Annotated in this window: 14 protein-coding genes; 9 read left to right on the top strand and 5 right to left on the bottom strand. The window is 63.3% G+C overall.

Translation table 11 applies throughout. The annotated features are described in order from the left end of the window. Positions 1-42: 42 nt before the first annotated feature. The 3 genes from MUK72_RS03260 to MUK72_RS03250 all read left to right on the top strand — a co-directional run bounded on the left by MUK72_RS03260 (position 43) and on the right by MUK72_RS03250 (position 2,474). Positions 43-492: an HVO_A0114 family putative DNA-binding protein gene (locus MUK72_RS03260; RefSeq protein WP_244703907.1), complete on the top strand. Its 450-nt coding sequence runs from the start codon at positions 43-45 to the stop codon at positions 490-492. 15 nt (positions 493-507) lie between these two features. Further along, on the top strand, positions 508-1,437 hold the full coding sequence (locus MUK72_RS03255; protein WP_244703906.1) for a hypothetical protein: 930 nt from the start codon (positions 508-510) through the stop codon (positions 1,435-1,437). A 614-nt stretch (positions 1,438-2,051) separates the two neighbouring features. Further along, positions 2,052-2,474, top strand: a complete 423-nt coding sequence (locus MUK72_RS03250; RefSeq protein WP_244703904.1) for an SHOCT domain-containing protein — start codon at positions 2,052-2,054, stop codon at positions 2,472-2,474. Between the two features lies 1 nt (position 2,475). Here the strand turns inward: MUK72_RS03250 and MUK72_RS03245 are convergent, their stop codons facing one another. Continuing rightward, positions 2,476-3,189 carry a glycosyltransferase family 2 protein gene (locus MUK72_RS03245; protein WP_244703902.1) on the bottom strand — a complete coding sequence of 238 codons (714 nt, stop codon included), beginning with the start codon at positions 3,187-3,189 and terminating at the stop codon, positions 2,476-2,478. Positions 3,190-3,311: 122 nt separating this feature from the next. On the opposite strand from MUK72_RS03245, the gene MUK72_RS03240 reads away from it, so the two are divergent. After that, on the top strand, positions 3,312-4,472 hold the full coding sequence (locus tag MUK72_RS03240; RefSeq protein ID WP_244703900.1) for a glycosyltransferase family 2 protein: 1,161 nt from the start codon (positions 3,312-3,314) through the stop codon (positions 4,470-4,472). A gap of 62 nt (positions 4,473-4,534) precedes the next feature. After that, positions 4,535-5,803 carry a glycoside hydrolase family 26 protein gene (locus tag MUK72_RS03235; RefSeq protein WP_244703898.1) on the top strand — a complete coding sequence of 423 codons (1,269 nt, stop codon included), beginning with the start codon at positions 4,535-4,537 and terminating at the stop codon, positions 5,801-5,803. On the opposite strand, the gene MUK72_RS03230 is transcribed toward MUK72_RS03235, so the two are convergent. Beyond that, entirely contained in the window at positions 5,800-6,768 is a 969-nt protein-coding gene (locus MUK72_RS03230) for a glycoside hydrolase family 26 protein (protein ID WP_244703896.1), read from the bottom strand. The genes MUK72_RS03235 and MUK72_RS03230 overlap by 4 nt on opposite strands. Before the next feature lie 86 nt (positions 6,769-6,854). Here MUK72_RS03230 and MUK72_RS03225 point away from each other — a divergent pair, with 86 nt between their 5' ends. Both MUK72_RS03225 and MUK72_RS03220 read left to right on the top strand, forming a co-directional pair. Continuing rightward, positions 6,855-8,030, top strand: coding sequence for a DUF7282 domain-containing protein (locus tag MUK72_RS03225; RefSeq protein WP_244703894.1), 1,176 nt, complete (start codon positions 6,855-6,857; stop codon positions 8,028-8,030). Between the two features lie 45 nt (positions 8,031-8,075). Then, positions 8,076-9,080, top strand: coding sequence for an AAA family ATPase (locus tag MUK72_RS03220; protein ID WP_244703892.1), 1,005 nt, complete (start codon positions 8,076-8,078; stop codon positions 9,078-9,080). On the opposite strand, the gene MUK72_RS03215 is transcribed toward MUK72_RS03220, so the two are convergent. Continuing rightward, positions 9,081-10,046 (bottom strand): methyltransferase domain-containing protein, encoded by a 966-nt coding sequence (locus MUK72_RS03215; protein WP_244703890.1) that lies wholly within the window; start codon positions 10,044-10,046, stop codon positions 9,081-9,083. 123 nt (positions 10,047-10,169) lie between these two features. On the opposite strand from MUK72_RS03215, the gene MUK72_RS03210 reads away from it, so the two are divergent. Continuing rightward, entirely contained in the window at positions 10,170-10,739 is a 570-nt protein-coding gene (locus tag MUK72_RS03210; protein WP_004054531.1) for a TATA-box-binding protein, read from the top strand. Here MUK72_RS03210 and MUK72_RS03205 read toward each other — a convergent pair whose 3' ends face one another. Further along, positions 10,740-10,910, bottom strand: a complete 171-nt coding sequence (locus MUK72_RS03205) for a hypothetical protein (protein WP_004054532.1) — start codon at positions 10,908-10,910, stop codon at positions 10,740-10,742. Positions 10,911-11,012: 102 nt separating this feature from the next. On the opposite strand from MUK72_RS03205, the gene MUK72_RS03200 reads away from it, so the two are divergent. After that, complete coding sequence (locus tag MUK72_RS03200; protein ID WP_004054533.1) at positions 11,013-11,387, top strand: DUF7473 family protein; 375 nt, start codon at positions 11,013-11,015, stop codon at positions 11,385-11,387. Here the strand turns inward: MUK72_RS03200 and hisG are convergent. Then, positions 11,384-12,229, bottom strand: a complete 846-nt coding sequence (hisG, locus tag MUK72_RS03195) for an ATP phosphoribosyltransferase (RefSeq protein WP_244703888.1) — start codon at positions 12,227-12,229, stop codon at positions 11,384-11,386. The two genes, MUK72_RS03200 and hisG, sit on opposite strands and share 4 nt — an antisense overlap. Positions 12,230-12,246: the final 17 nt, after the last annotated feature.

The raw sequence follows: 12,246 nt of genomic DNA, 5'->3' as shown, positions 1-12,246 counted from the left end.
ATGAATAAGACGACCGCGAAAGGGCATTCGCAGAGGAAAACAATGGAATATGAAAAGGAAGGTGGTGAGAAACACAGATTGACCGAAGCAAACAACGTGCTGCATGTAGAGATAGAGTCGGCAGAGGACTTCCATCAGAGAGGTCTGAGGGACTTAGAGAGGATTGAAGAGGGAGAGTCTGTGGAAGACAAGTACACCCTCAGTCTCTCTAACTTGAGAGAGTTGGATAGAGTCTTCTCAGAGAAGAACATGGAACTCATTCAGGTTATTGCAAACGATGAACCTGAGAGTATCCGTGAAACTGCGCGGCTTGTTGAGAGGGATGTGAAGGAGGTTCATCGGAATCTCAAGGAGCTTGAGAAGCTGAGTGTTGTCGAGTTTGAGCAGCATGGTCGGTCGAAGAAACCTGTCGTATGGTACGATGAGATCGATGTCCATGTTGATCTACTCAATCTCAATTCTAAAGACACAGCAGAACCTTCTGCTGTATAGATCCAATTTTTGAAAATGGTCAGAGATGAAATTGAAAAATGTCTAAAGGCTTACTGGACAGCCATCCTCTTCCTCATTGCTGCCACAGGCATCGTTATCGGAGTTATAGTAGGATACCGCTTACCGAGTATAATTGTTGAGTACGGAACTCTGTTACTCGTCGTCGTAACTTTAGCCACAGTTTTCCAAAACAGTCAATTGATAAAGAATGCGGCTGAGGAACGCAAACTCAATAGAAACGTTCTCATCGAGCAGCGGAAAGACGCGATTGTTCAGTTGCTCATTCGAGGAATTGATAGTTTAGATAATAGTCTCCACAGAGACATGACTAGGCTAAAAGATCTTTCTCAAGAAGGGGATAAAGTAATCCTACCGCCTCTCCACGACGAGATGAGCCCTCCAAAGGACCAGATGTTACATGACATAGACAGCGAATATGAAGATATAATAGAAGATATAGAGAGCTACAAGAAAATACGGAAAAAGTATCAAAAGAAGAGGGGAAAACTAGAAATGGAGTTATCAGCGGATATTCCTTTACAGATAAGCGATAATCAGCAATCAAAGCTGGTAGAAGCATGGATCAGATATCATGGTAGGGTTGAAAACGAAGAAATGGCGATCAGAAATTTATTAGGACAATCAGATAATGTCGTTCGAGGAATTTTCGGGTCGCCAGACCAGTATGGTTGGGAAAATGGTACTTCGAAAGGGTGGATTGGCAATAATTGGTCTTCGCTCAGACGTATATTTCTCTCAATACAGGATGACCCACAATACACAGAACATTTTTCATCATTATTCAACCTTGGAAAGATCCTGCAAAAGAAGAACAAGCAAATTTCAGATAAGCTGTTAGAGGCGCGTAGAAACTTTAAGGACGATTATAATGTGTTTGAGTCTGAGATACGAGACAAGAAGAAAGAGATAGATGGAAGAAGATAGCCATCTCAGTTTCGACCAAAGATTAGCACTCTAGTCATTTCCAAATTGGCGCTGCTTCCTTCTCACGTTGACGTTGCTCTCTACGCTTTCGTAGCGAACGATCTTCTGCAACATACTCGGTTAGTTCCTGTTGATATTCGCGCTGTTCGATGAGTGTGCCTCTCGTTCCCAGACGTTGATTCGTCGCTGAGATTCATACACTACTTCCACGAGTGTACTGCTGACTCATCGACCTACTCCGAGGACCATACTCCTTATCGAACGTCGATGGGCCGACAGTATTCTTGTAGAGAATGTCTGTGGTCAGAGAATGGCGTTGCTTACAAGGTTCGCATGGTGGTCCGACGAACGGGGAGGGACGACCCGTGAGCGAAGCGAGCGAGGAGTGCAGTCGGTTGGGGAGGTACGTGGGCTGTTGCGGTGCAGTAGCGGAAAACAGCTGTCCGCGCGAACGGAGTGAGCGGGGTTCGCCGTGAGCGAGGCGAAGCCGAGCGAGCGGGAGTTTTTAGTCCAGGTTTTTGGTCGGGGGTTGAGCGCGTGAGTGAAACGAGCGCGCGATGCCCCCGTCTAAAAAAGTGGGGTGGATTTTTGTTCTCCAGTCGAAACATAGGGGTATGAGTACCGTTCGCGAACGCGCCGCCGAGAACGCGACCGAGATCACGTCGTCGCTGATCGTCGGACTCGGGCTGCTCGCACTGTTCACTGGCTGGTCGCCGATCCCGTTCTGGGTCATCTTCGCCGTCGGCTTCGCTGTCGTCGTGCCGACCGTTGCCAGACTCGCTGGCGAGGAGGAGCGATCGGACGAACGAAACGACCGAGACGGCCAATGGAAGGACAGCGAGCGTCACTACGAGGAACCATCGGCAGGGGCTGATACGGAGGATGCACTCGAAACGCTGCGCGAGCGCTACGCTCGGGGTGATCTCACCGACGACCAGTTCGAGCGCAAACTCGACACGCTGCTCGAAACCGACAGTCCGGAGAACGCCGCCGACTGGCGACATCGTGAGCGCGAGCGAATCGAAGAGGAATCGTAGGCTATCCGGCGGCGATCTCGGCGAGCCAGCCCGCACGCTGGGCGATGCGGCGGACGGTTTCGAGGCGCGACTCGCCCCGGATCGGCGTGTTGAGCGACTGGCGAACCAGCCAGCGGAGCGATTTCCCGTCGAGTCGCCACCAGCGCACGTCCGCACGGCCGAGCAGGTAGGACTTCTCGATGTAGTCGGGGAGCGACTCGACGTAGGTGTGCTCGATGAGCAGTTCCGGCACGTACTGGATGTGATGCTCTTGTGCGATGCGCTCGGCGAGTTCCGACTCCTCGTGGCCCCAGCCGAACGTTTCCTCGTCGAAGCCACCGACGGAATCGAGGACCTCCTTCCGGATCGCCATGTTGCAGCCCGGCAGCATGTCGGTGGATGTGGTGTCGTCGCCCTGATCGTACCAGGGGAGTTCGAGATCGGTGAAGCGGGCCTCGTCGGGCTGGCGAACCCGACCGGCGACGGCGGGGTAGGCGTCGAGCGCGACGCTCGCCGTCCGGAGATAGCCCGCACAGGGGATCGAATCGTCGTCGAGGAAGACGAGTTTGTCGCCGCGTGCGCGCTCGATACCGACGTTGCGCGCGTGGGCCGCTCCCTCGTCGCGGCGGACGAGCAGCTCGTAGTCGTCGAACGGATCGCGTGCGAGTCGCTCGACGGGGTCGATCGTCGCCCCCTCGGGCAGCGTCGTCGGGATGATGACGCTCACCTCGACCATTACTGGCCGGTCGGGAAGCCGCGGGAAAGCCCTTCCGAGTCGCCTCGCCCGACGATGAGAGATACTGTCGCGGAGGGGACAGTCAGCAACACTTAATGTATCGGCTGGCGTTCATAGTGGCAATGGCCGGACAGGTCGTCCCGGCGGTGCCGATGGTGCTTTCGGCTATCCTGTGGTTCGTCGTTCTCCTCTCGGTCTGTTCCGTGGCGTACTGGACGTATCTGATGATCGTCGGGCGGCGCTACGAGTCGCCGCCGGTCGAGCACGATCCGTCGGCGGTTCAGGTGCGACTGCTGACCGTCGACTCCGCGCGCATCGTTCAGGAGAGCGTCGACGCGATCCCGGATTCGATCACCGATCGCCACGTCATCGCCGAGGAACCGATGGAGATCGCCGGTGCGACCGTCCACGTCGTTCCCGATGCCTTCGAATGCGAGGCGATCCGAAAGGGGCGCGCGCTCGAATGGGCGCGCCGCAACATCCCCTGCGAGCGCGAGTACGTGCTCTATCTCGACGAGGACAGCATCATGACCGACTTCACGGGGGTGCCCGACGCCGACGTCGTGCAGTATCGCGAGCGCCCGCGGCGCAGCGGTTCGTGGCTCACCTATCTCGCCGAAATCTTCCGTCTCGGCTTTCAGGTCGAACAGCGCGCCTTCCCGTCGCTCTCCGTCCCGCTGTACGCGTGGGGCGGCGGCATCGCCATCAGAAACGAGCTCGAAGAGCACGTCACGTGGGAGACCTCGACGATGATCGAGGATACTACCTTCGTCTGGAACGCAGCCGCGGAGGGGAGCCTCGATTTCGCGCTCGCAACCCCCAAGTTCGACACGCAGGCACCGCCGACGATCCGCGCGATGATCAGCCAGCGCAGTCGCTGGCTCGCCGGCTCTCAACAGGAGAGCGGGCTGCTCGCGCCGGCCTATCGCCTGCTCACCACCGTTCGAAATCTCGCGTGGGCACTTTCGCCGGCGGTCCCCTTCCTCACTCTCGTTCCGCTGTTCGTTCCCGGCACCGTCGCGTTCGAGACGGCGTTTCAGATCGTCTCGGTGGGTGTGTTCAGTTTCGTGCTCGTCTGGTCGGTGCTCGGCGTGCGCTACTACGACGAGTCGTGGCTCGTCGGGCTGGCGCTGTTCGTCCTCTCACCGATCGTCAGCCTACTGCACTCGCTCGGTGCGTTCGTCGGGCTCGTCTCGCCGCCGACGGATTTCTCGGTGACGCGGAAGGTGAAACCGGAGCTCGTCGAGCGCACGGAGGCCGAGCGCGAGGCCGAGGGCGACTGACGACCCGACCATCGGGATAACATAATGTTTAACAGAACCGCCGGCGACCGCCAAACCGATAGATGGATCGTCGGACTTTCCTCCGGACGGCCGGGCTGGTCGGCATCGCCGGCGCGAGCGGCTGCTCGCTGCCGTTCGACTCCTCGCCGCTACCGAACGGGAGCGACGGCAACGGCTCGGACGAGACGCCCGAGCTGACGCCGACGCCCGAGCCGCCGGACACCCGTTCGGGAGCGGCGTTGACGGGTGTCTATGCCGGTGGCGACGGACTCGTGGCGAACCTCGACAGCTACAGCAGCTGGCTCGGCCAGAAGCCGGCGGTCGCGCTCGTCTTCGTCGATGCGTTCGGACCGACCAGCGCGAAACAGGGGTTCGTCGAGGGCGCGCTGACGAACGTCTGGAAGGCGGGCCACGTGCCGCTGATCTCGTGGCAGCCGTTCGAGCCGCAGAAAAACCAGACCAGCGAGACGATCGAGCGGGAGATCGCGAACGGCGAGTACGACGACCAGATCGACGAGTGGGCCAGCCTGCTCGACAGCTGGGCGCACCCGCGCGGCGACAACACCCGCGGCCGGCGGTTCTACTTCCGGCCGGCCCACGAGATGAACGGCAACTGGTTCCCGTGGAGCGCGGTCGATGCGACCCGCGTCGAGGCGACCGCCAGCCCCGAATCGGGTAACGAGGAGGGCGAGGACCCGACGGCCGGCATCCCCGATGACTACGTCGGAATGTGGCGACAGCTCCACAAGCGATTCGCCGAGACCGGACTCGACGAGTCGAACATCCAGTGGATCTGGTCGCCGAACGCCGACGAGATCGGCGGCATCCGCGCCGAGCGCTACTACCCCGGCGACGAGTACGTCGACTGGGTGGGGCTCGACGGGTTCAACTTCGGCGGGAGCCAGCAGTATTCGACCGGGCAGTCGAACTGGCGCTCGCCCGCTGAGCTGTTCGATCCGATGTTGAACCGGATGCGCGAGCTGACCGACAAGCCGGTGGCGCTCACGGAGTTCGCCTCCTCGTCGATCCCGAGCTCGGGCAACGGCCATCAGCCACAGAAGAAGGCGCAGTGGATCGACGACGCCTACTCCTACGTCTCCGAGAACGACATCAAGATGACCTGCTGGTTCAACGTCGACAAGACGGGCCAGGACGAGACCGACTGGGCGGTGTTCGGCGGCTCGCGCGGCACCGATCAGGCCAGCGTCGGCGGCGAGCAGTATTCGTCCTACCAGAACTACAAGCAGACGCTCTCGGCCGACAAATATCTCGCCGCGCTCCCGGACTACCCCCCACTACTGACCGACGACGAGTTCGCCGGCAAGTTCTAAACGCCGCGAAAGGTCGCGTCGTCGATCGGCGGGGTGGTTGGTTCGTGATCGGCAAGCGCTTCGCGATAGCTCGGATAGCACGCGTAGCCGTCGATACTATCGGTGCCGTTTCGCTCGCCGAACACCGCCCAGTCGGTCTCCTTGTCCTCGTTGAACCAGCTGTACAGCTGCACGCGCCCGTCGAAATAGTCGATCGCCGCGCGCAGCCAGTCGGCCTTCCGTTCGGGGTCGTGACCGTCGGCCGTCAGCGACGAACAGCCGACCTCGGGGATGCAGAGCGGTTTGTCGAAACGATCGAGTCGCGTGAGCATGTCGTCGAACACCGCCGCCGGCGCGCGCCAGTCCGACCACTCCCGACTGTGCCCCCAGTTGAACCCATCCACCCCTACCCAGTCGACGTACTCGTCACCGGGATAACAGGCCTCGGCAGCGTGCTCGCCGACATCGGCGTGGTTGACACACCAGATCCACTGGCAGTGTGCGGAATCGATGTCCGCGCGGGCGAGCGCGTCGTGGACGTGGTGCCACATGTCGATGTAATCGTCGGGCGTCGACTCGCCGACCGTCGGGCTCCATGGATACCAGTCACCGTTCATCTCGTGGGCGAGTCGGAGGTAGAGCCGACGGTCGTCGGCGGTCCCCCACTCCCCGTCGGGACCGGCCAGCCAGTCGGCCAGCCGGCCCGCCCAGTCGTCGAGATAGGCGTCGAAATCGCCGGCAGCGATCCGGCTGGCGATGTCCGATGGGGTGTCGGCGGCGAGATACGGCTCCCAGGTGAGCAGCGGTACGCGTCCGGCGTTCCGGATGCGAGGAAGGAGACTTTCGAACAGATGATCGATCGCATCGCGTCGCCACGGCGTGAACAGCGTCTGGACGGCGTGGCGCGTCCCGAGCCACTGCTCCATCGCATCGGCGACAGCCGTCCGCTCGAGATCGACGTAAACGCCCGACAGCGAAGGGTTCATCGTCGGTCGCCTCGGCGGGAAATTCGGCATCGGCCACGGGACGGACGCTCGCCGGCCATATCGTCGTGTTTTTATTTGCGGCACGCATGAAGCTGCTGATTACACTCGGCCATCGCGTCGAGAAACAAATGAACACAGCCTATCGGAACAGCGTCCTCGTGGTCGTGCTACTCGCAGCGACGGCACTCGCGCCCGGTATCGCCGTCGGCATCGTCTCTCAACCGATCGACGGTGACGTATCCGCACAGCAGAACGCGACCGACGCGAGCGCGAACGCGTCGGTAACGCTGACGAACCAGACGCGCACCGGACGGTCGGTGTTCGTCGACCGGGCGACGCTCCCCGAGGGCGGGTTCGTCGTGCTGTCGGAGGCGGGCGAGAACGGCAGCATCGTCGGCGTGAGTCTCCCGCTTTCGGCCGGCACGCACGAAGGAAAGGTGACGTTGCGCGGCGCTCCCGGGAACGACCTGAATCGAACGCGTCTCGGCACGAACACCACGCTCGTCGCCACGCTCCACCGGGATTCGAACGACAACGGTCGCTTCGACGGGCTGCTCACGCCGGACGCCGACGAGCCGTACGGCAATGGCTCCATGCCGGCGCGCAACCGCGCGACCGTCACGGTGGCCACCGGCGATCGCCCGACGAACGCCTCGGTGACGCTGTCGAATCGGACGTCCGACGGAACGACGGTCACCGTCGATCGGGCGACACTCCCCGACGGCGGCTACGTCGCCGTTCACGACGGGGAGTACAACGGCTCGAACGCGACCGGGATGCTGATCGGCGCGACCGGCTATCTCGACGCCGGCAGCTACGAGAACGTCACCGTGGAAGTTGCTGGCGGGAACGACTCCGCACCGGTCGATTCCGGGCGCATCAGCGTGGTCATCCACGAGGACACCGACGGCGACCGCGCGTTCCAGTACATGCCGTCGGACGGCGTCGAGGATCAGCCGGCGCGCGCGAACGGATCGCCGGTGGCCGATGCGGCATCGCTCACCGTCGAACGCCCATCGACGCCCACGCCGACCGCGACGGCAACCAGTTCGCCGACCGAGACGGAGACATCCAGCACGGCGACGGCGGAGCCCACAGCGACGGACACGCCCACGGCGACGCCACCGCAGGAACCGGCCGACGAGAGCACACCCTATGGCGGCGAGAGCAGCGGTCGTGAGGGGATCCTCGACAACCCGCTCTTCCCGGTCATCATCGGGGTGTTCGCGCTGTTCGCCGTTCTCACGGTCGTCACGCGGTAGCGCCGGACCGACCGATTCATCTTTCTCGCGGGCGAACCGCCGGCAATGGACGGGCCGCTGTGGACCGACGAACACGCACCGGCGCTCGCGGAGCTCCCCCAGCCGGCCGTTCGCGAGTCGCTCGATCGGGCCGTCGCCGAGCCGCTGAACCTGATCCTGCACGGGCCGCCAGGAGCCGGCAAGACGGCCGCCGTGCGCGCGCTCGCCGACGAACTCCACACCGATCCCGACAACGATCTCGTCGAGCTCAACGTCGCCGACTTCTTCGGACGGACGAAAAAGGAGGTGAGCGAGGACCCGCGATTCTCGTCGTTCATCACCGCGAAACGCCGGCGGAACTCCTCGAAGGCCGATCTCATCAAACACGTTCTCTCGGAGTCGGCGAGCTACGCACCCGTCTCCGGCGAGTACAAGACGATCCTGCTCGACAACGCCGAGGCCATCCGTGAGGACTTCCAGCAGGCGCTCCGGCGAGTGATGGAGCGCCACCACGAGACGACGCAGTTCGTCGTCACGACGCGCCAGCCCTCGAAGCTCATCCCGCCGATCCGCTCGCGCTGTTTCTCGATCGCCGTGCGCGCGCCGACGGCCGACGAGATCGTGAGTGTACTCGAAAAAATCGTCACCGAAGAAGGCGTCGAGCACGACGCCGACGGGTTGGAGTACGTCGCGAACTACGCCGACGGCGATCTCCGACAGGCGATCTTGGGTGCACAGACGACCGCGGAAGCGGAGGGCGAGATCACGATGGACGCGGCCTACGAGGCGCTCGGGAGCGTCGGCGACGACGATCGCATCGAGGGGATGATCACCGCGGCCGAGCGCGGTGAGTTCCAGGACGCCAGAACAACCCTCGACGATCTGCTCGTCGAGGAGGGGCTGAGCGGCGGGGAGTTGCTCGACGACGTGCTCCGCGTCGCGCGCTCGCGGTCGGTCGGCCCGCCGCCGGCCGAACTCCACCGGCTCGCCGGCGAGATCGACGTGGAGCTCGCGGAGGGAACGAGCGACCGACTCCATCTCTCGCATCTGCTCGCCGAGCTCGGCCGATAATCAGCCAAGCACCGCGATATGGCGAACGAGCGAGCGGTGGACGCGTCGCTCGAACGTGTCTTCGACGCTCCAGCCCGCAGCGCGCGCCTCGTCGAGCCAGGAGCGATCGCCGACGATCACGGCGCGCAGAGCGACCCGTTTCGCCTCGGTAAGCGCACCCGAAACGACCGCGTCGAGTTCGCCCTCGATCTTCGACTGGCGACCGTAGGGCGCGTCGAAAATCACGGCGTCGGCCGCGTCGTTGCGGAGGGGGAGGCGCGTCGCGTCGGCCCGTGCGGTGGCGAATTCGTGCTCGTCGAGGTAGTGATCGAGGTTCGTCGCCGCGCCGCGGACCATCTTCGACTGGGCGTCGAACCCCAGCACGCGAGCGCCGACGAGCCCCGCCTCGACGAGCACGCCGCCCGTACCACACATCGGGTCCACGATCGTCGCCCCGGGGCGTGCGCCGGCGATGTTCGCGAGTGCGCGCGCGAGCAGCGGGCTCATCGATCCCGGCTGGAAGAACGGCTTTTCGGTGGGTGCGCGCGCCCCGAACCCGCGTTCGCTCTCGGCGGCGAGCCAGCCCAGTATGCAGGAATCGTCGGCGAACAGCGCCCGTAGTTCGTGGTCTGGATCGTCGAGATCGACGGCGTAGCCGCGATCGGTGAGCACGCCACCGAGGCGGCGCTCGGCGAGCTGGGTGTCGACGTCGGCGGTTCGGCGCACGTCGCGCGCGCGGACCGCGACCGTCCCCTCGCGGTCGAGGTCGGCGTCAGCGAGTTCCTCGCGGGCGCTCTCGACGGTTCCGTCGGTGCGCGCGAGAACCCGGCTCGCCCGGAGCGTGAACGCGAGGCTGGCGAGGCGCTCGGGATCGATCTCGTCGGCGAGCGCGAGACCCGACGCGAGCGGCTCGACCCCGCTCGCAGCGCTCGCGGCCTCGCGGGCGGCGAAGGGGTCGTCCTCGCCGCCGAGTTCGAGGGCGTACACCCCCGTTCGTTCGGGGCTGCGGACATGTCGCTGTCGGTCGCCACACGGAGCACTCAGTTTGCGTACGTGTCAACCGAGAGCATCAACCTTTATAAGTCTTAAATACGAGTTTTAAGACGAGTCATGTCTGCCCAGGACCCGAAGGAGACCATCAACATCGAAAACGTCGTCGCGTCGACGGGTATCGGTCAGGAGCTCGATCTCCAGAGCGTGGCGATGGACTTGGAGGGTGCCGACTACGATCCCGAGCAGTTCCCCGGGCTGGTCTACCGCACCCAGGAGCCGAAATCCGCCGCCCTGATCTTCCGCTCGGGCAAGATCGTCTGCACCGGGGCGAAAAGCACCGCCGACGTCCACGAGAGCCTGGAGATCGTCTTCGACAAGCTCCGCGATCTCGAGATCCGCGTGGAGGAAGACCCCGAGATCGTCGTCCAGAACATCGTCACGAGCGCCGATCTCCAGAAGACGCTCAACCTGAACGCGATCGCGATCGGGCTGGGCCTCGAGAACATCGAGTACGAACCCGAGCAGTTCCCCGGACTCGTCTACCGCCTCGACGATCCCGAAGTGGTCGCGCTGCTGTTCGGTTCGGGCAAACTCGTCATCACGGGCGGCAAGGAGCCGGCCGACGCCGAACACGCCGTCGACAAGATCACCGACCGCCTCGACGAGCTTGGACTGCTCGACGGGTAGCTACTCCCGAAACGCCGGATCGATTATCTCGGCGACGGCGACCACGTTCGTCCCGCCACACTCCGGACAGCGCTCGCCGACGACCAGCGACCCACAGTCCGCACAGGCACGGCGCTCGCGGTCGCTGCGCTCGGACTCCGATTCACGCCTGAGGTCGTCGGCCGTCACCATATGTGAACGTTTCGCACGCGAAGAGAATACTGTTTCGGCCAAAACTGCACGAGCCGCGTCGCGAAAGGGCAGACACAAATCGTGTCGGGGCGAACGGTCGGTATGACCGCGAGCGTTCTCGCACAGGTCAGCCCGGCGGCGGGCGGCCCGCTCGCCTACGCGGGCACCTTCCTGCTCGCCGCGGGCGTCTACTCGCTGACCGCCCACATCGCCGCGCGGAACGTGCTCGGCGACGTCCCGATCAAGCGGGCGCTGCTGGTCGGACCGGCTCCGGCGGCCATCTCACTGTTGCTTCAGCAGTACGGCCCGCTGGCGTTCGTGTTCGCCGTCGCCGTCGATTTCGTGCTCATCCGCTACGTCTATCGGATCAAGGCCCGGACGACGGCGCTGGTCACGTTCATCCACATCGTCGTCAGCATCCTCGTCCTGTTCGTCGTGTTGAGCGCCTACCGGCTCGCCGGCACGGCACCGGTTTAGTCGACGAGGCGTTCGATCTCTGTCACCAGCACGTCGCTCGCGCCGAGCGCTTTCGCCTCGTTGATCGTCTCGAAGACGTCGTGCTCGTCGACGACCGCATGGATAGCGACGCTCTCCTCGCCGGCGACGTCCATCACCGTCGGCCCGCCGAGTCCGGGGATCACGTCACGGATCTCGTCGAGTCGCTCCTCGGGTGCGTTCATCATCACGTAGCGCTTGCCCTCGGCCGAGAGCACCGAGCTGAGCGCCGTCTCGACCTCCTGGAGCTTCGGATCGTCGGCCGCGTCCGTGCGGGCGAACAGCCGGGCCGAACTCGGGAGGACCTCCTCGATGATGTCGAGCCCGTTGACACGGAGGGTCGTCCCCGTCGAGGTGATGTCGATGATTGCGTCAGCCATCTCGACGTGGGGTGTGAGCTCGGTCGCACCCGAGACCTCGACGACGCCAGGATCGATCCCCCGATCGGCGAAGAACTCGCGGGCGATATGTGGGAACTCCGTCGCCACGGTCTTGTCGGCGAGATCCGAGACCGATTCCAGGGAGCCGTCCTTGGGCGCGGCGAGCACGAGCCGGCAGTGTCCGAAGCCGAGATCGAGGCGTTCGTCGAGCTCGACGCCGGCCTCGCGGACCTGATCGAGTCCGGTGACGCCCGCGTCGGCCGCGCCGTCGGCGACGTATTCGGGGACGTCAGCGGCACGGACGAACAGGACCGTGACGTCGGGATCGACAGTCGAGGCGTACAGCTGGCGCTCGGCCCCGTTCTCGATGTGGAGGCCGGCGCGTTCGAGCAGACTTACGGTCGGGTCGTGCAGGCGACCCTTGCTGGGCACGGCGAGGCGCATACCGGCCTCGGGTGATC

Origin of the sequence: Halococcus dombrowskii, assembly GCF_022870485.1 — an archaeon.
In the GTDB taxonomy this organism is placed as follows: domain Archaea; phylum Halobacteriota; class Halobacteria; order Halobacteriales; family Halococcaceae; genus Halococcus; species Halococcus morrhuae.
This window is presented reverse-complemented; position numbering and strand designations above follow the sequence as displayed.

What these genes read in the sequence shown, in the direction of transcription:
- MUK72_RS03260 (WP_244703907.1), top strand. Translation starts at nt 43, where the DNA reads ATGGAATATGAAAAGGAAGGTGGTGAGAAACACAGATTGACCGAAGCA.
- MUK72_RS03255 (WP_244703906.1), top strand. Translation starts at nt 508, where the DNA reads ATGGTCAGAGATGAAATTGAAAAATGTCTAAAGGCTTACTGGACAGCC.
- MUK72_RS03250 (WP_244703904.1), top strand. Translation starts at nt 2,052, where the DNA reads ATGAGTACCGTTCGCGAACGCGCCGCCGAGAACGCGACCGAGATCACG.
- MUK72_RS03245 (WP_244703902.1), bottom strand. Translation starts at nt 3,189, where the DNA reads ATGGTCGAGGTGAGCGTCATCATCCCGACGACGCTGCCCGAGGGGGCG.
- MUK72_RS03240 (WP_244703900.1), top strand. Translation starts at nt 3,312, where the DNA reads ATGGCCGGACAGGTCGTCCCGGCGGTGCCGATGGTGCTTTCGGCTATC.
- MUK72_RS03235 (WP_244703898.1), top strand. Translation starts at nt 4,535, where the DNA reads ATGGATCGTCGGACTTTCCTCCGGACGGCCGGGCTGGTCGGCATCGCC.
- MUK72_RS03230 (WP_244703896.1), bottom strand. Translation starts at nt 6,768, where the DNA reads ATGAACCCTTCGCTGTCGGGCGTTTACGTCGATCTCGAGCGGACGGCT.
- MUK72_RS03225 (WP_244703894.1), top strand. Translation starts at nt 6,855, where the DNA reads ATGAAGCTGCTGATTACACTCGGCCATCGCGTCGAGAAACAAATGAAC.
- MUK72_RS03220 (WP_244703892.1), top strand. Translation starts at nt 8,076, where the DNA reads ATGGACGGGCCGCTGTGGACCGACGAACACGCACCGGCGCTCGCGGAG.
- MUK72_RS03210 (WP_004054531.1), top strand. Translation starts at nt 10,170, where the DNA reads ATGTCTGCCCAGGACCCGAAGGAGACCATCAACATCGAAAACGTCGTC.
- MUK72_RS03205 (WP_004054532.1), bottom strand. Translation starts at nt 10,910, where the DNA reads ATGGTGACGGCCGACGACCTCAGGCGTGAATCGGAGTCCGAGCGCAGC.
- MUK72_RS03200 (WP_004054533.1), top strand. Translation starts at nt 11,013, where the DNA reads ATGACCGCGAGCGTTCTCGCACAGGTCAGCCCGGCGGCGGGCGGCCCG.
- hisG (WP_244703888.1), bottom strand. Translation starts at nt 12,229, where the DNA reads ATGCGCCTCGCCGTGCCCAGCAAGGGTCGCCTGCACGACCCGACCGTA.